The sequence below is a fragment of the Clostridium mucosae genome, from assembly GCF_024622765.1.
In the GTDB taxonomy this organism is placed as follows: domain Bacteria; phylum Bacillota; class Clostridia; order Clostridiales; family Clostridiaceae; genus Clostridium.
Map to the genome: position 1 here is coordinate 396,126 of NZ_JANKAF010000001.1, position 20,926 is coordinate 417,051.

The window sequence follows — 20,926 nt, forward strand, 5'->3', positions numbered from 1 at the left end:
AAATCTATAGCTATAATTTATTATAAAAAATTAAAGATTAAATGGAAAGTTGGATATTTATAATATGAATAGTATTGAAGATTTAATTTTTAAACTAGAAAATCAATTGCTGAAACATCATCAATTCGTAGCTCAGTATGGAGATATATTGATGGAAATTGGAAGATGATTTTTCATCAGGGTACTTTTGTAGTTACTAAATAATTATTTAAAGTAACTATAATAATGGTAGATTTGTAGGAGTAACTAATGGGGCTAAGGGACTTGTTTGATGAGCAAAGGAAACCATTAAATAAAATTCATATTGTAAAAAGATTTGAGTATATAAGAGAGGGTTTTATAAAATTTTTAAGTGGGGATTATATATGAATATAATAATAAAGCAGGTTACTGATAATGAAGCAAGAAAAATTTCTAAATGGATTTATAAAGAACCTTACTCAATTTATAGTTTGGATGGAAATAATAACTGCATAAGGGAACTTCTTAATGGGGATTATTATTCAGCAGTAGATATGAAAAATAGTATAGTTGGATACTATTGCTTTGGTAGATCTGCTCAAGTTCCAATTGGCCATAAATACGATGTTTACAATAATAAAAGTATAATGGATATAGGGTTAGGAATAAATCCAGAATTTTGTGGACAAGGACTTGGAAAAGAATTTTTAAAAATAGGATTAGATTTTGCTAGAGAGGAATTTAATGTGAAAGAATTTCGTTTAACAGTAGCAAGTTTCAATAAACGTGCAATAAAAGTATATGAAAGAGTAGGATTTAGAAAAGTCTATTCTTTTATGAGAATTTCTCATATTAATGCAATTGAATTTGATGTTATGATCTTAAATGAGTAATAAATTTAGTGGTTAAGTTTTAATTATTATTTATAGTATAACTAATATAGTAAAACTGAGAGGTTGAGGTAATGAGAGATAAAGATATAAATAGGATTTTAGAAAAAATAAATGAGATTAACGACTATTCAGGAGTTGTATCAATTAAAGAAAATAAAAATATACTTTTAAAAAAAGCATTTGGTCTTGCTGATATAAGTAATAATATTGAAAATACAATTGATACACGCTTTGGAATAGCATCTGGAGCTAAACTATTTACAGCAATAGGTATATGTAAATTAATTGATAGTAAAGTGATAACTTTTGATACATTATTAAAAGATTGCTTAGATTTAGAACTACCATATTTCGATAAAGGAGTAACTATACATCACTTACTAACACACACTTCAGGAATCCCAGATTATTTTGATGAAAATACAATAAGTAATTTTGATGAGCTGTGGAAAAAAACTCCTATGTATCTTCTTAGAGAACCTAAAGACTTTATTCCAATGTTTAAAAATTCAGCTATGATGTTTAGTCCGGGAGAAAAGTTTCATTATAACAATGCAGCCTTTATAGTATTGGCTCTAGTAATAGAAAATTTAACTAAAAATAGATTTATAGAATTCATTAAAGAGAATGTTTTAGATGCACTTAATATGGTTGATTCAGGTTATTATTCTCTTGATATTTTACCTAAAAACTGTGCATATGGATATATTAAGAATAAGGATGGAAAATATAAAACTAATATATATTCAATACCAGTTATAGGTGGAGGAGATGGAGGAATATTTGTAACAGCAGAGGATATAAGCAAATTATGGGACGGATTATTATCATTCAATGTTTTAAGTGAAGAAACAACAAAGAAATTATTAACACCACATGTACATGTCCATAATGATGTTTATTATGGGTATGGAGTATGGATTATAAAAAGGGAAGATAAGATACTAAAATATTATATTACTGGTAGTGATCCAGGTGTAGCTTTTATGTCGTCATTTTACCCAGATACTAAAATAGAAGTTACATCTTTATCAAACAAAGAATTTGGACCTTATGATATATCAATGTTTGTTGAATCAATTATTGAGAATTCAGAGAAGTGATTATATTGAGTTAAATAAATAATTATATTTAAAAGGAATATGAAATTATGAGAGAAAAAATGAGTATTAAAAGAGTAGGTATAGGTACTATATCATTGATATTGAGCATATTTGGAATAGCCTTTTCATTCACTTATTTAGGAAGTAATTCTATAGGCGAAGAAATACTTCATGAAATTGGAGTATCATTTCCAACAATGATAGTGTCAATAATATTATTTTTAATATCTATAGTTATAGGACGTAAGTTTAAAAATAATTTTGGTTCTAATTTGGAATTGTATTAGCTATATGTTTTACAGTATTAAAGTTGCATTAGCTATAAAAAGTGCGTTTTTTAGTATATTTTAGAATCAATATAAATTTCTATTCTAAAAAGCGAAGTAGATAATATAATGGAGATATATGAAATGAAAATATTAATAATTAATGGCAGTCCACATAAAGGGAATACATGGCGTTTAACCGAGGAAGTAAAAGAACAAATAGCAATTCTCGATAATACAGTAAAATATGAGGAGGTACATTTAAGCAAATTAAATCTTCCATTCTGTACAGGTTGTAGCGCGTGTTTTAGAAAAGGACATGCTTTTTGCCCTCATAATAAGTATATTCAGCCTATTATGGATAAAATTGAAGGTTGTGATGGAGTGATTTTTTCTGTTTCCTGTTTTCAAGGTGCTATTACTGCCCTTACTAAAAATTTTACCGACCATTTAGCATTTTTGCTTCATCGCCCCAGATACTTTAATAAAAAAGCTTTAATTATTTCAACTACAGGTGGTGTCTCTGCAAATACTGTTACACAATCTCTTGCCAATACTTTACCGGGGTGGGGTTTTAATAAATGCTATCAACTGCCTATTGTTGCATTAAGTTGGAACGACTACAAACCAACTGAAAAACATAAGAAAAAGGCATATAAAATATCGAAGGCATTTTATATGAATCTAAAATCAAAAAAACTTCATTCTCCCAAAATTGGAGTTTTAATTCCTTTCAACTTATTTCAAGCCATGTGTGAAGAATATGCACCTGGAACAGAATACTCAACACAAGACGGAGTTTTTTGGAAAAAGTATGTCGGAATGAGATATGCTCCAGGAATTCCATTGCCGATATACAAAAGGGCGATTGGGAGGATTATCTATCAGATAGGAAGATATCTTTCATCAAAGATGATTATAACATATAAAAAATGAATATACGGTATTTTTCAGTGTGCAATTCAGAAATAACTCGAAATATGCTTATAAAAGATATGATATAAAATGTAAGGTTAAATAACGAAAATAGTACAAAAGCATAAAAATAAATTAAGATAAGGCTTATAAAAAATAAATAGTTTTTCTTAGTGTTAAGATATTTTATTATGGTTATGTTGAAAATAATATTATTTTGTGTTATGATTGTGTAAAAATAGTGAAATAAATATTAAATTTGCCGCCGGGTAAATAAATTAACGTTATGCTTCATATCATTAGGCCATAGAAGATATGAAGTTATAACGTTTTTTATTTTATATTAAACAATCTAAAGAATTACAAATGAAAGGAATGCAGTTTATGGAAAAATTTTTAGTTAAAGAATGTAGTTTAAAAGAGGTAGAAAAAATTAAAAGCATAAGTGAAAAAACATTCTATGAAACATTTGCTAATGAGAATACAAAAGAAGATATGGAAAATTATTTAAAAGAAAATTTTTCATACGAAAAGATAGAGAGTGAAGTAAAAAATGATTACTCAAAGTTTTATATTGTAGAAAATGATAAAGATGTAGTTGCATATATGAAAGTTAATTTTGATAATGCACAAACAGAAAAAGGTCATGATAATACATTAGAAGTTCAAAGGATTTATGTTCTACATGAATATAAGGGTAAGAGCATAGGTAAAATGTTAATGAAAAAAGCAATAGAAATTGGAAAAAATAATAATTTAAGTTATATTTGGTTAGGTGTTTGGGAAAACAACATAAGTGCTATAAAATTTTATGAAAAACAGGGATTTGTAAAATTTGATACACATGTTTTTAAACTTGGTGATGATGAACAAACAGATAATTTAATGAAGTTAGTATTATAGATATTTTTAATTAAATTAGATATATTATTTAATGATTATAAAGGGGCTGTTGCATAATTAAAAATGTAAAATTTAGAATGTAGAATTAAGGTGAAAACTACTGAAAGTAGTTTTTAAATAATATAATTTTAAGTATTTTAGTATGAAATACCACCTTAATTTTAAATTATACATTCTACATTTTACATTGTATGATTTTCTGCAACAGCTCATTACATTCTAATGCTTACCTCACCAGAAGATAATAACCTAATAGATCCATCTTCCATTTTAACTTTAAGTCTACATTCATCATCAATTTCAAGAACTGTAGCTTTTTCTGAAGATTTACTAGATAGTATACTTACTTCTTTATTAATTAATATAGATCTTCTTTTATAAGGTTCTAGGAAGGATTTATCTTCTATATGTTTGTAGTAGATCCAAAAGCATTCTAAAACTTCAGCTATAAGTTTACTTCTAATGTCAATAGATGCAGAAGAGTTATCTTCAAAAATTCCAGTTGCAATATCTTTAATTTCTTCAGTGAAGCCTTCTTTTGGTATTATTACATTAATACCAATACCTAAAACCGCATAATCAATTATACCGCTTTCAAAATCAAAAGATGCTTCTGTTAATATTCCACATACCTTTTTATTATCACAATATATATCATTAACCCATTTTATTTTAGCTTCCTTATCAGAAATAGCTTCTATAGCTTCAGCAACAGCAACAGCAGTAGCAGCAGTAATAAGAAATGCCTTTGAAGCATGCATTTGTGGTCGTAAAAGAATGCTCATATAAATTCCTGTACCTTTAGGAGAGTGAAACTTCCTACCAAATCTTCCTCGTCCTTCAGTTTGTTCTTCTGAAATAATTACAGTACCTTCTTTTTCACCATTAATTGCAAGTTCCTTTATTGCACTATTAGTTGAACTAATTGTCTTATAAACATTAATATTAAAATTATTATCTTTTTTATTCAAGTATTTAGAAATGCTTTGTGACGATAAAATATCTGTATCAGTAGAAAGACAATAGCCTTTGTTAGGCACAGCATAAATATTATAACCTTCATTTTGTAATGATTTAATTGCTTTCCAAATGGCATTTCTACTTACTGAAAGTTCTTTGGCAAGATCAGCACCAGATATATAATTTCCTTTATTATTTTCAAGTACGCTTAAAGTTTTATCTTTTACACTCATGTTTTCACCTATTTTATTTTCAGTATTGTTATCTTATAAATATATTATAACACAATTATTGTCACCTTAAAATATTAAAATGGTTGACTGTTGTGAAAATAAAAAGTATTATATAAAATATGTTAGATTATTTTATAAAAGATTTTGCAAAATCATTAACTAAAATAAGTAGCAAAAGAAATAAAAAGTTAAACAATATATTATATCGGATGTGATTTCATAGAATCAATAAAGACTGGGGGATTAATATGAAAATAAAAGAATTAACCAAAATGTCAATTTGCATAGCAATAATTTGTATATCATCATATATTTCTTTTCCACTGCCATTTACACCTACAATGATAACTGCACAAACAATTGCAATTAATTTAGTAGCATTAATACTTACGCCTAAGCAATCATTTGTAGTTGTTCTATTATATATATTTTTAGGCGCTTTTGGATTACCTGTTTTTTCAGGAGGAACAAGTGGATTTGGAAGATTATTTGGACCAACAGGTGGATTTATATTAGGATTTTTAGTTATAGCTCCATTAATGAGCTATTTAAAGGGTAAAAGCAATAGCTTTAAAAGATATGTTTTTGTAACAATATTTATTGGAATGATTGTGTTGTATGGTTTTGGATCAATATATATGAGTTTAATACAAAAAATAAGTATTATGTCTGCATTATCCTTAGCAGTATTTCCATTTATAATTGGAGATATTTTTAAATGTATTTTAAGTTCGTACTTGGCTATAAAATTAAACAGAATGTTAAAGTTTTAAAGTTGAAATTATTGTGAAATATTAAAACTTATTATTTTAGAATTAAATAACATGGTATCAAAAAAACTAGATGTACAATTCATAAATTAATGTACATACGAATAACCTATTTAAGAAAGAAAATTTTTATGGAGGTATATATGTGGGGTACTATGTTAGAGTAGAACCTAATGTAACAATTTATGTAGAGGATATTAATCCATGCGGCAATAAGACAATATTATTTTTACATGGTTGGCCTGGAAGTCATAAACTATTTGAGTATCAATTTGATAATTTACCTAAAATGGGATATAGATGTATCGGAATAGATACTAGAGGATTTGGTGATTCAAGTAAGCCTTATGAAGGATATGACTACAATAGATTATCAGATGATGTTAGATGTGTGGTTGAATCATTAAAATTAAAAGATTTTACATTGGCAGGACATTCAACCGGTGGAGCCATAGCAATTAGATATATGAGCCGTCATAAAGGGAGTGGAGTATCCAAGCTTGCACTTTTTGCAGCAGCAGCACCGAGTCTTATCAAGCGTCCCAATTTTCCATATGGAGCAGAAAAAGAAGAAATAATCAAAATTATTCAAGGAACAAATACTGATCGTCCTAAAATGCTGAGAGATTTTGGAGATATATTTTTCTTTCAAAATATATCACAACCATTATCTGATTGGTTCTTTCAATTAGGATTACAGGCAGCAGGGTGGGCAACTGCAGCTATTGCAAATACATGGATAGATGAAGTGCTATTTTCAGATTTAGGAACAATAAGTGTTCCAACTTTAATAATACATGGTATTCATGATAAAGTTGTTCCCTTTGAACTGGGTGAAGTACAAAATCAAAGTATTAAAAATTCAAAGATAATACCATTTAAGTATAGTGGTCATGCGTCATTTTATGATCAACGAGATAAGTTTAATGAAGAATTAATAAAGTTTATAGAAGAATAAATTTTTCAACATAGAATTTATTATTAAAATATAATGAATGAGAATGATTGTTAAGATACCGTATTGTTCAAAAAATACGGTATTTTTTTATGATAAAATCAAGATATGCTACCTAAAAAAATCTAAATCAATATGTTTATTGTGCTATATAGAAGATTTCATAAATAAAGTTTATTTAAATTACTAGTAAAGCACAAAGGATTTGTGATATCATTTACATATAAACCAAATAATGGCTAATAATCTTTTTTATATTTATAAATTAAATAAAGTTGATTATAGGTTAAGCAAAACTTAAGAAAGTGTTTATAGGTACTTTAATTGCAATAAGTGCATGTTTTTTGATTGTTATATTACATTATAATTTATATACTGCATTAAGGTCTAAGCTATTAAGGATTGGACATATAAAATCTGCATTCACAGCAAAAATCAATGTAGTAGTTTATTAAATAAGACAAGGGGATATCTTTGGAATTGATGCGGTTCTCATTTATTAATAAGAGTGGTGATAATAAAAGTAAAATAATACGAATTGAAAAAATTGAGAGCGTGAATTTATTGGATAATTAAAGTTTATTTATTATTAAATGGAGGTATAAAAATGTCAAAAGAAAAATTACTACCAATTTCAATTTTTAGCTTAGCGATTTCACTTATTATTAGTACTTCAATAATAGCTAATAGCATAGAAAATAATGGGAGGTTTGTTGGAGAGGGGATAAGCCAAGGATTATTTAATTATAGTAATGTAATTAATGAAGAAAATATAAATAATAATTTAGATAAAAAGGAGGTTTTAAGATTATCTGATGCAGCTACTTATTTAGGTATTACTGAAGAAAGATTAATGCAAGCAATAAATAAAGAGGAAGCCAATATACCCTATGTAAAGATAGGAGATGATTTTATATTTAGTAAAAATGCATTAGATAAGTGGGTTGAAACATCAAAATTTAAGATGTAATACTAATTATATTATTGAAATTACGTAACTAAAAAAGTGCTTCCTGAATAATGAATAAGTCTAATTTCAGTTTGCAAAGAGTAATATTAGAAAGTAGTTATAAATTAGTAATCTTATATTATAAAGGAGATAAATATGAAAAAGCTTATATTTATTATTATAGCAATAATATTTGGTGCTATTACAATTGGATGTGAAAGCAAATCTATAGGTGAATTATCATTCCAAGGATCTAGTCAAAGTTGGGAAGCAACTATAAATTATGATAATAATAATAAATGCAAAGTTAATATAAAATATACTGGAATAGAAAAGCCTCCTATGGATGTAGAATTTACTATTGAAGATTTATCAGGCAATACTAGCGGTGGATATATGGAATATGGGGAAGTATTAAATAAAGTAGGTGGGTTTTCTTTAGAAAAGGAGCATGATTATAAACTATCAAAGTACGAAAATAAAGACAAGTTAGCAATAGTTATGAAATGGAATAATAATGAAGAAACTATCGAATTAAATCAAGAATGGGATAATTAAATCTTCTAAGGCTTTCATAAAATTTAATATTAAGAAAAATAATTATTTAAAATATAAATTTAAAAAGAGGACTAAGATGTGAGTTTAAAAATAAGAAGATTTGATAATAATGATTCAGATATTGTATCAAAGATAATTTGTAGAAATTTTTTAGAAGTAAATATAAAGGATTATCCCAAAGAAGAAATGGAATCTTTAGTTAAGCTTTATAATAGTGAAAAGATATTAAATATAGCAAGTTATACTCATATGTATGTTGCATGTATAGATGATAATGTTGTTGGATGTGGAGCTATATCAAGTTTTTGGGGAAGTAAGGATGAAAGTATATTATTGGCTATATTGTTGTACCTGAATTACAGGGGAAAGGCATAGGCAAATTAATAATTAAACATTAGAAAAAGATGAATATTTTTTAAGAGCAATAAGAGTAGAAATACCAGCATCGATTACTGCATGTGAGTTTTACAAAAAGATGGGGTATGACTATAAAAATGGAGTAAATGAACTAGATTACCAAAAGAATTAGAAGTGGTAGATATAGTAGTTAAAGACGGCGTTGCTTATGTTAATATACATGAAAGTGTTCCTTTTTCTAAACATGGAAATTATGGATCAAGCACAGTAACAAGGCATATTATCTATTCAATAACGGCTACATTAGTTTTAAATGAAACATTTGGTATTAAAAAGGTCAAACTTGAAGGTGATATAGGAGATATATTATATGGTATTGATACAAGGAATATAATAGAGTTAAATATGGATTTGATTAAAGAAAACAAGTAAATAGCTATAAATTATATTTGATTTTTTGCAAGGTAAACATCTGTTTTAAAAATATTTGCATGGAAGGTAAAAAGCATGAATTATGAAGAAGTTTTAAAGTGTATTTCTAAAGAGTATAAAAATATATTAAGAGATAATTTAATAGGTATTTATGTACACGGATCAATTGTATTAAATTGCTTTAACTTTGATAAAAGTGATATTGACTATATAGTTGTAGTTAATAAGCCATTAACAGAAGATATAAAACTAAAACTTATGGATATTACCATAGAGTTAAATAAGCAAGCTCCACCAAAAGGGTTAGAAATGAGTATAGTTTTAAAGGAGTATTGTACTAATTTTATATATCCAACTCCATTTGAGTTACATTTTTCTAACAGGCATGTTGATTGGTATAATAATGATTCAAAAGATTATTGTGAGAAAATGATTGGATTTGATAAAGACTTAGCTGCACATTTTACTATAATAAAAAATGCAGGAATAGTTTTATATGGATTGCCAATAAATCAGGTGTTTGCTGAAGTTCCTAGAGAAGATTATTTAGATAGTATTAAGAATGACATATCTGAAGCTAAATCAGAAATTTATGATAATCCAGTATATATTATTCTAAATTTATGTAGGGTGCTAGCATATGTTAGAGATAACTTAAATCTTTCTAAAAAGCAAGGTGGAGAATGGGGAATATGTAATTTAAATAGATGCTATCATAAAATTATAAATGAGGCTCTGTATAGTTATAAGACAAACGAAATAATGAAAGTAGATGAAGAGGAAGCTAAAAGGTTTTGCGAGTATATGCTTAATGAGATTAATTAGTATAGTGCTTAGTAGTGATAAAGGAGCAAAATTAATGATATATATCACAGTTATAAATGATGAATTTAAGAAGAGAATATTAGATTTTCTATATGAAGATGAATTGTTCAATGTATTCCTAATTAATATTATAGAAAATCAAATTGAAGATATTGGAGAACTGTATATCGAAGAGTCAGATGATGAAATTAATAGTATACTTTATATAAAATTTGATGGTAATTCTTATTTTACAAGCTTTTGTACAAGAAGTGAAACTGGTTATAATGAAATTGCAAAGCAACTTGAAATATTAAACTATAAAAGAATTCTATTGGCTGGAAAGAGTAAAGATGTATCTAAAATATTAGTCTATGTTGGTAAAGATGTGATATCTGCTTTAAATATCTATTATAGATTCGATATAAGCAAATATTTTAAACAAACTGTAATACCAGATATTAAATTTAGACAGGCTACTTGTGCGCAAGATGATATGAGTAAAATTAGTGAATTTATGATTGTTTTTTTTGAACCTACAAATGAGCAGGAGATTGCAGACATAACTGATAAAAGAAAGTTAATTGAAGATATAAAGGTAGGAGTATATTTTATCGAATATAAGGGACAACCAATAGGTATGTCTAGATATAGTGGAGAAAGTAAAAATTATATTGATATTACAACAGTCTATATTGACCCTAATTATAGAGGAAAAGGTTTTGGTAAAAAACTAATGGGATATATGATAGATAATACTATTACTGCTAATAAGATACCAGTAACACAAACTTCATCATTAAATATTATTGCAAGAAAGACTTACGAGTCTTTGGGATTTATTAAGCAAGATGATTACTTATTTGAATTTATATCGTAAACATAATAAATGAAAAAAAATTAGACATTATCAATAATTTATAAGCTATATAATTAAGAAATTAAAAGGTTGCCTTTAGCAATCTTTTTTATTTACATATTAGAAAAGTGACAAATAGTTTGTTTGATATACGTTATATATAGTATAAGGCTTTACAGAAGGGAGTGATTTAATGGATGATTCACTAATAATTAAATACATCAAAAGAAAAAATGAAGAAGGATTGGAATTATTATTAAAAGAGCACGGTGGATTAATCAAGGGGATAGTTCATAAGCATCTTAAGAATATAAGCTACTATGAAGATGAATGTATAGATGATATATTACTTTCAATTTGGGATAATATTAGTTCTTTTGATTGCAAAGGTTCATTTAAGAATTGGATAGCAGTTATTTCAAAATTTAAAGCAATTGATTATAAGCGTAAGTATTTAAAGCTAAATAGTTTTGAGGATATTGATAATATTGTTATTTCAGATAAAAGTAATTTAGTAGAAGATATTATTTTAAAAGAATTTAAGGAAGAGGTGTATTCAATATTAAATAATTTGAAAGAAAATGATAAAAATATTTTTACTAAATACTATATAGAAAATAAAAAGGTAGATGAAATTTCAGAAGAAATGAATTTGGCAAAACATCAAGTTTATAATCAACTATCAAGAGGTAGAAAAAAGCTTAGAAAAATATTAAAAGAGATATATTGAATTGAGGTGAATTTATGAAAAGTATTTATGATAAATTTAATAAGGTTGAAATGAATTTAGATGAATATGAGGAGTTTTTCCTTAATGAAGATGAAATTAATATTATAAAAAAACGATTAAGTAGTAAGCTTAATAAAAAAAGAAAATATAATTATAAGCCACTTGTAGCTACATTAGCAGGAATATTTATTTTCTCTATTCTTTCAAACAACGATGTAGTTAGTGCAGGTATAGAAAATATATCCAGAAACTTAAGGCAGTATTTTAGAAAAGAAATCAATAGAAATTTTAGTGAGTACATTACTCCAATAGGTACAACAGTTACAGATAAAAACATTAGTATAACAGTAAATGAAATTATAGTTGATGAAGATCTAATAATTATTAATGAAACTTTAGACTACTCTAAATTAACTGAAGAAGATGGCCTTTTATTTAAAAATAAGGAAAGATATACAAGATCACAAGAAACAGATGTTGAAGTAAATATAAATGGTGAAATTTCTAAACAGGCATATTCAGATTTATATAATGTTTCTGATGATGTTATTAATATGATTAGTATATATAGTTTTAATGATATAAATTTAGATAATACTTTAGATATAAAAATTAAATATAAGTTTTACGATTTTGTTCCAAATGAAATGAAGCCAAATTCAGGCACAGTATATCCTATAGAAGGTAATTGGAAATTTAATTTTAGTATTAATGCAGATGATATTAAAAAGTCAATACAAAGGGTAGAGCTTGATGAAAATAATATAATTGAAATGCCAAATGGAGATATTGTTAAAATTACAGAAGCAAGTAGATCTGATATTTCATTTAAATTTAGGTATGAAATTATAACAAATGAAAAAGAAGATTATTATAGTAGTTCATATTTTTATGCTGTCGATAATGATGGAGAAAGGTTAGAGGGAAGTACAAGCAACTATAATTTTAGAGATTTTAGTGGATATTCTCAATATATTATGAAGGATAGACCTCAAAATAAATTTACTATAAAAGCTGTTGGAGGGAAAAATACAGTAACTGTAGATTTTGACGATTATTAATAAAAATATTTTTTGAAATTGAATAATAATGTGTATATGATATAATTTATATAGTATATTTTATGAATGTGAGATGGATAAAATGAATTATAAAGAACTACAGCCTGAGTGTGAAAAGTGCTTTGGATTATGTTGTGTTGCATTATACTTTTCATCTATGGATGGATTCCCAGTTAATAAGGATGCAGGTAAACCTTGTATTAATTTAGCAGGTAATTTTAAATGCAAAGTTCACGAAAATCTTAATAAGAAGGGGTTAAAAGGTTGCATAGCATATGATTGCATTGGTGCTGGACAAAAGGTAGCTCAAGTTACTTATTCAGGACATGATTGGAAGGAAAAACCTGAGTCTTCAAAAGAAATGTTTGATGTTTTTATTATTATGAAGCAACTACATGAAATGCTTTGGTATCTTAATGAAGCTGTTAGGCTACAATATAATAGTAATATTAATAAAGAGAAGCTGATTAAAAAAATAGAAGAAATAAAGAACTTAACACATTTAGAAGCAAAATCAATCTTAAAGTTAGATTTAATATCAATTAAGGTAGGAGTTAATACTTTGCTTTTACAAACTAGTGAATTCTTAAGGAAAAAAGTTAATAACGGAAAAAACACTTTAAAAGGTAAAAAAGCTCTAGGTGGAGGTCTAAATCTTATGGGCTCTGATCTTAGAAAAAAGGATTTAAAAGGAGTAAATTTAAGTGGGGCTTTTCTAATTGCAGCAAATTTAAGAGGAGTAGATTTAAGCTTTACAGACTTAATTGGAGCAGATTTAAGAGATGCAGATTTAAGTGGAGCTAATTTAAGCAATAGTATTTTTATAACTCAAGCTCAAATTAATAGTGCAAAAGGTGATAGCAATACAAGATTACCTAAATCTATTACTAAACCAAGCAACTGGTAGAAAATGAAGTTTCCAAATATAATTTAGAAATAACTAATGAAATATATAAGATTATAAAAGATAAAAGGCAATAAGAAAATCAATGACAGAAAGTATCGTATTTTCATAATGAAGGTACGATATTTTATAATTTATATGAAAGTACAATAAATCAAAACTTTAAAGATGCAATTGATTAAATTACTTATATTTAAAAATATAATCGGAGGTAGCTTATGATCATTACTGATAGAGTAATTCGAGGTGAAAATTTAATATATCTAGTAAATGATCGTGTTCATAAAGATGGTAGTTATTATAATACACTTATTATGGGAAAATGGTAGAAATTATATATTTTGAATAATATATATGAAAAATAAAAGGACTAGAGAGTATAAACTAGGTCTAATCCTTAATATTTATTTAATCATATTTCATAATATACTATTATTAGCTGATAGTAATATAAATTCCTAATTATATATTTATAGATTCTAATCTATGACAGGCTATTTTGAGAATTCTCCTAAAAATAGAAATTTAAGAATCTTAAATTTCCTAATTATATAAAGAGCAAATGGTAGACAAAAAGAACCAATAAATAAATTACATATTAAAAATATGCTATAGTTAGATATTTTTAATATGTATGTTATTAAAATCATTGATGCTATTTGGAAAAACCATGAAAAAATATATATATCTATAGAATATCTTCCTAAAAATGATAGTATATTACACATACTTGAATTTTTTAATCCTTCTATTACGATAAGCACCAATATCATACCAGATAATCCACAAAGAAAATTCAAAGTGTTCAAAAGATACTTTGTTATAAATATTTGATTAGTAATTAAATATGAATAGAAAAATACACATGCTATAGAAATCATAAATAGAAAAATTTTTTTGTAATTAGAAATTTTATTATGAAATATATCTTTATTAGCAAAACAATATTTTCTAAAATAAAGTCCTATAAGAAAATATACTAAAAAGAAAGTAACTCTATTAAGTGATAGAAAATAAATTTCTTTAGGAAAAAATATGTTTATTAGTACTCCTAATGTAAGAATAAATCGCATAGGTAATTTAACAATAATTGGTGAGATTATACTAATTATAAATAAAGTATATAAAAACCAAAGAGCTCCCATGATTCCGTTTTCAGGATATAAGAATATTGTTTTAATCATATTTATTAAATCTTTACTAGAATTAGGCTGGTTAAGTATTATTTTAAAAACAATAATCATTAGGTTGGTTGCAATGGACAAAGTTAAAAACGGAATACCAAGTCTATAAAATTTATTTTTTATGAAACTAAAGTAGTCTTTCTTTAAATCCATATCTAAAATTTTAAGTGATAAAAATCCCGACACTAGAAAAAATAATGGCATATGCATAGAATAAATTAATTGAACTAAAAATTCATAAGTATAAGGTCTTTTTAAGAATGAAGGAGTAGCAGCATGTCCTACAAAGACTAATATAATAGCTATTCCTTTAATATATTCAATTTCTTTAATAGTGTTTTCTTTTTGCATAAAATATTCATCCCCAAAAAATATACTTTAATACTATATAATATATCATGCTCAATAATAATATTCAAATAAAATAAACTTAATACCGTGATAAGTTAACAGTCTTTATTACGGTCATTGAACAAGGAGAGGTGTATAAAATAAATGATGAATGTAAATAATGATGTGTTGAATCAGTATATTGTTTTAAAAAAATATATAAATGATAAAGAAAATAAGAAGATAAAAGAGTTAGAAGATATTTGTATAAATGAAGATAAAGTAAATTTAAAACTGGAATTAGAATATAGAACACAAATTAATAAAGACTATAAAAAAGAGTCAAATGATATAAATGAGTTTTTATATTACATCAATGATAAGTTAGTTGGATATTTAGGAATTTCATGCTTTGGTGGAAATATTGCTGAAATTAATGGGATTGTTCATCCTGATTTTAGAAGAAGAGGGATTTTTACTAAGTTAACAGATATGGCTATAGAAGAATGTAAAAGAAGAGAGTTTGATAAAATATTGCTACTTAGTGATGATAAATCAAATTCTGCAATGAGATTTATAAAGAATATAAATAAATCTAGCTATTCATTTTCAGAGTGTAGAATGGAGTGCATTAATTGGATTGTATATGAAAACAATAAAAACATTTTTTTAAGTAATGCAAAAAATAAGGATATAGATCAAATAGATAATTTAAATGAAGTTTTCTTTGGAGAAGCCTGTAATGAAATGTTATTACCAGAAGATGAAGAAAAAAATAACATTATTACTTATCTAATTAAAGCAGATGATGAAGTAATTGGTAAAATAAAAGTAAGTAAGGAATTCGATTCAGCATTTATTAGTGGGTTTGGAATAATTCCTGAATTTAGGAATAAAGGATATGGAAGAGCAACTTTGATGCAAGTTTTAAATATTTTAAAGCATGATGGAATAAATAAAGTTGCCTTGGATGTAGAGATAAAAAATAATAATGCAATACATTTATATAAATCTTGCGGATTTAAAGAAAAATCAACAATGAATTATTATGAGGTAAAAATTTAAATCTAAATAAATACAATATTAATATGTTAAATATGATTTTTGTAATTGTAAAATGAAGAGTTCTTAAAGAAAGCTAAAAGCATCTTTAAGAACTTTTTTTATAATCTTTTAACCTTAAATAATAAATGTTTTAATGCGTGTAACATCTTTTAATAATAATATTTTATTGAAAAACGATAAAATATTATTGACTTACTATAATCAATAAATTATCATATAAGTATATAAGGTGAAAGGTAGTGCTATGAAAAAGAAATCGATAAGTTTGATAATTTCAATTTTAATATTATTGGAAAGTACTCTTTTTATAGGATGTACAAGTTTCCAAGGCAGGAGTAAGTCAAGAGGATATAATTTAATTGTTATTAATAATAGTAAAGAAGGAATAAATAGTTTTGGATATAAAGAGAGGAATTCTTCTGGGGGAGCAGCATACGCAGATAATAGTTCGATAAAATCAGGTGATAATATGAAGTTTCTTATGAATAGTAATGAATTTTCTTTATCTGTTAATGATAAAAATAACAACACATTTTATAGTCAAAAATTTAATGTTGATTTTACTAACAAAGAAAAAGTATATAAAGTTTCAGTAGAAAAAAATGAAGATGGGATATGGGAATTTAACTTTATAGATTATAAATAATTTATAAAGTACAAACTATACGGGCTAAAAACTAAATTATACTTATAAAAAATGGAGTGAGGGATATGGAAAAATTTAATATTAAGTTAAAATCACGTATAAAGAAATTATGGCTAGGATTTCTTATATTATTTGTAATAATAAATTTTATTCTTAGACCATTAGGATACAAGATACTTATCTACAAAGTTAGCCCTAGTTTTTTTAGTTATATATTGATTTTAGGATTAATATACTTGATAATACTTTTTGATTTTAAAAAGCATAAATGGATAAAGGGTGCTTATAGTATGTTTGCTATAATTTTTATTTTATCAAGCATTTTATTTTATATGCTTTTTTATAGTGAAACCAAGTATTTTACATTTAAATCACCAAATAAAAATAATACTTTAGTAGTAGAAGAAAAAGCATTTCTTTTATCAGGATATAGTAACTTTTATGAAAGAAAATTTGGAATATTTATTAAATCTTTAAATGAATGTATTTCTACTGACGATGGGTTTAGACCTTTTTCAAATAATCAATATAAAATCACATGGGTAGATAATAATACTATTAAATTAGAATATGATTTTGGAAGTTTAGGAATATGGAAGGTTGAATTTATAGATCTTGATTAAATTAAAAAGGAGTATGTTACTATGATTACTTTACTTAATCCTACAAGTCTATTGCTTGGTTTAATTGCTTGGATACTTCCAATTATTAACCTTATGCAATTTAAAAAACATGAAAATAGGAGCTGGATTATTCTTTCAATTATTAGTATTAGTTCTTGTGCAATTTCTTTATTTCTACAGATTATTTATAACAATCATTTGGTTCAAATCAATGATTGGTCTGCTCTTATGGATATAACTGATGCATTAGTATTCGTATCAGCAGTTTTACTTGTAGTTACTATAAGTTTAAATGCAGTAACTACATTCATATATTATAAAAAATCAGAAAAGTAATGTATCAAACCTCAAGTCATAACGTTATATAATTATTATTTTTTTACTTTAATTAAATATTTTATTACTTATAGATGCCTTAAATATATTAGTCTATAAGTTAGTTTAAACATGTATTTATAATTATTAAATTTTATAATTATCTTAAAGAGGTTGAGTAAAGCATAGATTAAAATATTCATTACTAACATAAAGTAGAACTTATTATTATAAAGAAATTGAAAATTCTAATATTAAGATGATTACTTACTTAAGTGAACTGTGTAATGAATAATTATATTAAATTTATATAATTTTCTATTAGAAATAGAAAATTCAATGAGTTATTATAAGAAAATACTTAAATATTCATATTATTAGAAAGATTTGAAGAAATTTTAGCACATTTGTGGTATAATAAGTATACAACAGGTAGTTCCTAAAAGTTTTTAGCTGTAGGAGCTGCTTTTTTTCATTATAAATAAAACACATAGGGAGGTAATTTTATGTTTAAAATAAATGATTATGTTGTATATGGTTCAAATGGAGTTTGCAAGGTTACAGATATAGAACAGGTAACTTTAAGAAATGAAGAGTTAGAATATTATATTTTATCTCCAGTTTATAATGATAAGATGACTATTAAAATTCCTGTAAACAATAAAAAGATATTAATGAGAGAGCTTATGACAAAAGCTGAAATTACGAATTTAATAAAAGAAATTGCAAAAAATGAAACTGTTGAAATAGAAGATTCAAGAAAAAGAATTGAAGAGTATAAGGCTATAATAAAAAGAGGAAATGCGGAAGAACTTATAAAGGTAATAAATTCAATAAGATTAGAAAAAAATGAAAAGAATTCATTAGGTAAAAAACTTAATAAAACAGATGAAGATATTATGATTAGTGCTAGAAAACAGCTATATCAAGAAATGGCAATAGTGTTAGACATTAATGTAGATGAAGTACAAGATTATATTAAAAATAATATTTAAAATATCTTATAATCATTATTATAAATTACATAAGTGAATTTTCTAAATAGGACAGTAGTTAGTTTTGTGTAAAAACAAAACTAACTACTGTTCTTTTTGTATTATCAGCCATTTTAAAGTTAAATTTTCTTTTCTAAAGTAATATTTCCATTTTCAATTCTATATATTGTATCTACTAAATCAAGGATACGCTCATCATGTGTTACCATTAAAGCAGCTTTATTATATTTTTTTATCTCATCTTTAATCATAGTAACAACTTCACGACCACGATTGCCATCAAGACTTGCTGTTGGCTCATCTGCTAAAATTATATCAGGATGATTCATTAATGCTCTTGCTATTGCAACTCTTTGTTTTTCACAACCTGATAATTTGGAAGGATAGTGATTAAGCCTATGTTCTAGTCCAAAATCTTTTAAAAGCTTATTAGCATAGTCATTAACTTCTTTTATGTCTTTATTTTTAGAAAGCTTTGGTATTAATTTTAGCTGATCAATAACTGTTAAATAAGGTATTAATTGATGAGATTGAAATACAAAGCCTATTTGATTTCTTCTTATATCTGCTAAATCATTTTTATCTTTTGAACTTAGATTTGTATCTCCAATTATTATTTCGCCATTACTTGCTGTAAGTAATGCTCCAGCTATAGATAAAAATGTACTTTTACCAGAACCTGAAGGTCCAACAATAGCAACAAATTCACCAGGTTTAACATTAATTGAAACATTATTTAAAACGGTATTTTCACTATCTCCATCTATATATGTCTTAGTTATATTCTTTAATTGAAGTGCGTATTTTCTCATTAATAATTACCTCCTATTGCAGATATAGCATCTACCTTTCTTACTTTTCTTATAGAAAATAGACTACTTAATAGTGCTATTGCTATAAATAATAGTGAAACTAAAGCTCCATCTTTATAACTTAATACAAAAGGCATACTTGCTGGTAATACACTGGCTAAAGAAAATGTTAATATATTTCCTATAATCATGCTTATTACTGAAAGTATAAATACTTGAGATGTTAAAGATACTGCTAAAGTTGACATTTTGGCGCCTAATGCTTTTAAAACTCCAAATTCAGGTAGCTTTTGCATAGTTGTTATATAGAAGAATACGCCAACTATAAATGAAGATATTATAAGTAAGAATACTAACATCATAAGAATAGTAGCTTGTTCTTGTGAATGTCCTGGTACATTTGAAATTATTTCACTTTTAGTTAATAAAACTTTTTTATCTAAATTATCATTAACAAGGTTAGTAAGTAAATCTAGATTTTCTGAAGACTTGTCCATATTAATTGCTAATGCTTGAAAATTATTATAATCTCTACCAGTAGCAGAAGTCATTATTTCCTTATATGTATCTAAAGATATTACCCCTACAGAAATATGTGCATACATTTGATTTTTAGTAAATCCTACTACAGTTAATTCTAAATTAGAAGATGTATCTTTGATTTTATCTCCAATTTCTATACCATCTTCTTTGAATGAGTTGTTTAAAACTATTTCTCTATCATTATTTAAGTTATTTCCCTCAATAACTTCAGGCATAAGAAATGCTGATGGATCAATAGCTAAGTAAACTAAATTGATTTTTTTATCTAAGGAATCCATAGTGAAATTACTTGTATGTAAATTAATAGGAGTAGTATTTTCATTTAAATCTATTAATCCATTAAGGTTATTTAATTCCTTTAGCTCATCATTCTCGATAACTGAACGAGTAATTAATTTATCTGCAGAATCATCTAGAATATAATAATTTGCTTTAGAATTTTCAATTAAAGATCCAGTAGCTGCAGATAACCCTTTTGCAATACCTGATAAAAATAGTACTAGAAATATAATAAGAGTTAAGATTCCGATTATTAAACCAAATCTTGCCTTATTGTGCTTTAGTTCTTTTAGTGCTAAAAACATAATTTAATTCTCCTTCTTTTGATTAATATTTATTAAAGTGTATATTAGAAACATGAATTAATTATGAACTATGTTCACGAAAAAATCAATCTTAATTAATAATTTTTATTGAATAATGAGATTTTATTTATAATAAAAATTATTTTTTTAGTGCATTTGATGATATTTTATAAAAATATTTTCAATGAACAGTGGAAGTATGTATATGTTTCATAA

General features: G+C 25.5%; 25 protein-coding genes. 21 read left to right on the forward strand and 4 right to left on the reverse strand.

Features of this window, described 5'->3' with window-relative positions; all coding sequences use genetic code 11:
* Positions 1-365: 365 nt before the first annotated feature.
* From NSA50_RS02045 to NSA50_RS02065, 5 genes are all read left to right on the forward strand, one after another.
* The gene (locus tag NSA50_RS02045) at positions 366-854 is read left to right on the forward strand and encodes a GNAT family N-acetyltransferase (protein ID WP_257442539.1); all 489 of its coding nucleotides are present in this window, start codon (positions 366-368) and stop codon (positions 852-854) included.
* 71 nt (positions 855-925) lie between these two features.
* Positions 926-1,957 (forward strand): serine hydrolase domain-containing protein, encoded by a 1,032-nt coding sequence (locus NSA50_RS02050; protein ID WP_257442540.1) that lies wholly within the window; start codon positions 926-928, stop codon positions 1,955-1,957.
* A gap of 59 nt (positions 1,958-2,016) precedes the next feature.
* Positions 2,017-2,244: a hypothetical protein gene (locus tag NSA50_RS02055; RefSeq protein ID WP_257442542.1), complete on the forward strand. Its 228-nt coding sequence runs from the start codon at positions 2,017-2,019 to the stop codon at positions 2,242-2,244.
* A gap of 108 nt (positions 2,245-2,352) precedes the next feature.
* Entirely contained in the window at positions 2,353-3,159 is an 807-nt protein-coding gene (locus tag NSA50_RS02060) for a flavodoxin family protein (protein ID WP_257442544.1), read from the forward strand.
* A gap of 363 nt (positions 3,160-3,522) precedes the next feature.
* On the forward strand, positions 3,523-4,041 hold the full coding sequence (locus NSA50_RS02065; protein ID WP_257442545.1) for a GNAT family N-acetyltransferase: 519 nt from the start codon (positions 3,523-3,525) through the stop codon (positions 4,039-4,041).
* Positions 4,042-4,253: 212 nt separating this feature from the next.
* Here NSA50_RS02065 and NSA50_RS02070 read toward each other — a convergent pair whose 3' ends face one another.
* The gene (locus tag NSA50_RS02070) at positions 4,254-5,234 is read right to left on the reverse strand and encodes a biotin--[acetyl-CoA-carboxylase] ligase (RefSeq protein WP_257442546.1); all 981 of its coding nucleotides are present in this window, start codon (positions 5,232-5,234) and stop codon (positions 4,254-4,256) included.
* A 248-nt stretch (positions 5,235-5,482) separates the two neighbouring features.
* Between NSA50_RS02070 and NSA50_RS02075 the strand changes: the two genes are divergently transcribed.
* The 11 genes from NSA50_RS02075 (at position 5,483) to NSA50_RS02125 (ending at position 13,616) form a co-directional block, all read left to right on the forward strand.
* Positions 5,483-6,007, forward strand: coding sequence for a biotin transporter BioY (locus NSA50_RS02075; protein WP_257442547.1), 525 nt, complete (start codon positions 5,483-5,485; stop codon positions 6,005-6,007).
* 142 nt (positions 6,008-6,149) lie between these two features.
* Positions 6,150-6,962, forward strand: a complete 813-nt coding sequence (locus tag NSA50_RS02080) for an alpha/beta fold hydrolase (protein WP_257442548.1) — start codon at positions 6,150-6,152, stop codon at positions 6,960-6,962.
* 604 nt (positions 6,963-7,566) lie between these two features.
* Entirely contained in the window at positions 7,567-7,929 is a 363-nt protein-coding gene (locus NSA50_RS02085; protein ID WP_195431082.1) for a helix-turn-helix domain-containing protein, read from the forward strand.
* 135 nt (positions 7,930-8,064) lie between these two features.
* On the forward strand, positions 8,065-8,466 hold the full coding sequence (locus NSA50_RS02090) for a hypothetical protein (protein WP_257442549.1): 402 nt from the start codon (positions 8,065-8,067) through the stop codon (positions 8,464-8,466).
* A 78-nt stretch (positions 8,467-8,544) separates the two neighbouring features.
* Entirely contained in the window at positions 8,545-8,841 is a 297-nt protein-coding gene (locus NSA50_RS02095; protein WP_257442550.1) for a hypothetical protein, read from the forward strand.
* A gap of 156 nt (positions 8,842-8,997) precedes the next feature.
* Positions 8,998-9,255, forward strand: a complete 258-nt coding sequence (locus NSA50_RS02100; protein WP_257442551.1) for a hypothetical protein — start codon at positions 8,998-9,000, stop codon at positions 9,253-9,255.
* Between the two features lie 75 nt (positions 9,256-9,330).
* Positions 9,331-10,080 (forward strand): aminoglycoside adenylyltransferase domain-containing protein, encoded by a 750-nt coding sequence (locus NSA50_RS02105; RefSeq protein WP_257442552.1) that lies wholly within the window; start codon positions 9,331-9,333, stop codon positions 10,078-10,080.
* Positions 10,067-10,939 (forward strand): GNAT family N-acetyltransferase, encoded by an 873-nt coding sequence (locus NSA50_RS02110; protein ID WP_257442554.1) that lies wholly within the window; start codon positions 10,067-10,069, stop codon positions 10,937-10,939. Before NSA50_RS02105 ends, NSA50_RS02110 begins: the two co-directional genes overlap by 14 nt.
* Before the next feature lie 172 nt (positions 10,940-11,111).
* Positions 11,112-11,648, forward strand: a complete 537-nt coding sequence (locus NSA50_RS02115; protein WP_257442556.1) for a sigma-70 family RNA polymerase sigma factor — start codon at positions 11,112-11,114, stop codon at positions 11,646-11,648.
* A 14-nt stretch (positions 11,649-11,662) separates the two neighbouring features.
* Entirely contained in the window at positions 11,663-12,709 is a 1,047-nt protein-coding gene (locus NSA50_RS02120) for a DUF4179 domain-containing protein (protein ID WP_257442557.1), read from the forward strand.
* Positions 12,710-12,791: 82 nt separating this feature from the next.
* Positions 12,792-13,616 carry a pentapeptide repeat-containing protein gene (locus NSA50_RS02125; protein WP_257442558.1) on the forward strand — a complete coding sequence of 275 codons (825 nt, stop codon included), beginning with the start codon at positions 12,792-12,794 and terminating at the stop codon, positions 13,614-13,616.
* A gap of 491 nt (positions 13,617-14,107) precedes the next feature.
* Here the strand turns inward: NSA50_RS02125 and NSA50_RS02130 are convergent, their stop codons facing one another.
* A complete protein-coding gene (locus tag NSA50_RS02130; RefSeq protein ID WP_257442559.1) occupies positions 14,108-15,148 on the reverse strand; it encodes an acyltransferase family protein in 1,041 nt (346 codons plus the stop codon).
* Between the two features lie 144 nt (positions 15,149-15,292).
* Here NSA50_RS02130 and NSA50_RS02135 point away from each other — a divergent pair, with 144 nt between their 5' ends.
* From NSA50_RS02135 to NSA50_RS02155, 5 genes are all read left to right on the forward strand, one after another.
* A complete protein-coding gene (locus tag NSA50_RS02135; protein WP_257442560.1) occupies positions 15,293-16,192 on the forward strand; it encodes a GNAT family N-acetyltransferase in 900 nt (299 codons plus the stop codon).
* Positions 16,193-16,436: 244 nt separating this feature from the next.
* The gene (locus NSA50_RS02140; RefSeq protein ID WP_195266261.1) at positions 16,437-16,838 is read left to right on the forward strand and encodes a hypothetical protein; all 402 of its coding nucleotides are present in this window, start codon (positions 16,437-16,439) and stop codon (positions 16,836-16,838) included.
* 65 nt (positions 16,839-16,903) lie between these two features.
* Entirely contained in the window at positions 16,904-17,461 is a 558-nt protein-coding gene (locus NSA50_RS02145) for a hypothetical protein (protein WP_257442561.1), read from the forward strand.
* A 21-nt stretch (positions 17,462-17,482) separates the two neighbouring features.
* Positions 17,483-17,797 carry a hypothetical protein gene (locus NSA50_RS02150; protein ID WP_195266273.1) on the forward strand — a complete coding sequence of 105 codons (315 nt, stop codon included), beginning with the start codon at positions 17,483-17,485 and terminating at the stop codon, positions 17,795-17,797.
* 485 nt (positions 17,798-18,282) lie between these two features.
* Positions 18,283-18,771 (forward strand): CarD family transcriptional regulator, encoded by a 489-nt coding sequence (locus NSA50_RS02155; protein WP_195266275.1) that lies wholly within the window; start codon positions 18,283-18,285, stop codon positions 18,769-18,771.
* 119 nt (positions 18,772-18,890) lie between these two features.
* On the opposite strand, the gene NSA50_RS02160 is transcribed toward NSA50_RS02155, so the two are convergent.
* Both NSA50_RS02160 and NSA50_RS02165 read right to left on the reverse strand, forming a co-directional pair.
* A complete protein-coding gene (locus NSA50_RS02160) occupies positions 18,891-19,583 on the reverse strand; it encodes an ABC transporter ATP-binding protein (RefSeq protein ID WP_257442562.1) in 693 nt (230 codons plus the stop codon).
* Entirely contained in the window at positions 19,583-20,710 is a 1,128-nt protein-coding gene (locus tag NSA50_RS02165; protein WP_257442563.1) for an ABC transporter permease, read from the reverse strand. Before NSA50_RS02165 ends, NSA50_RS02160 begins: the two co-directional genes overlap by 1 nt.
* Between the last annotated feature and the right edge of the window lie 216 nt (positions 20,711-20,926).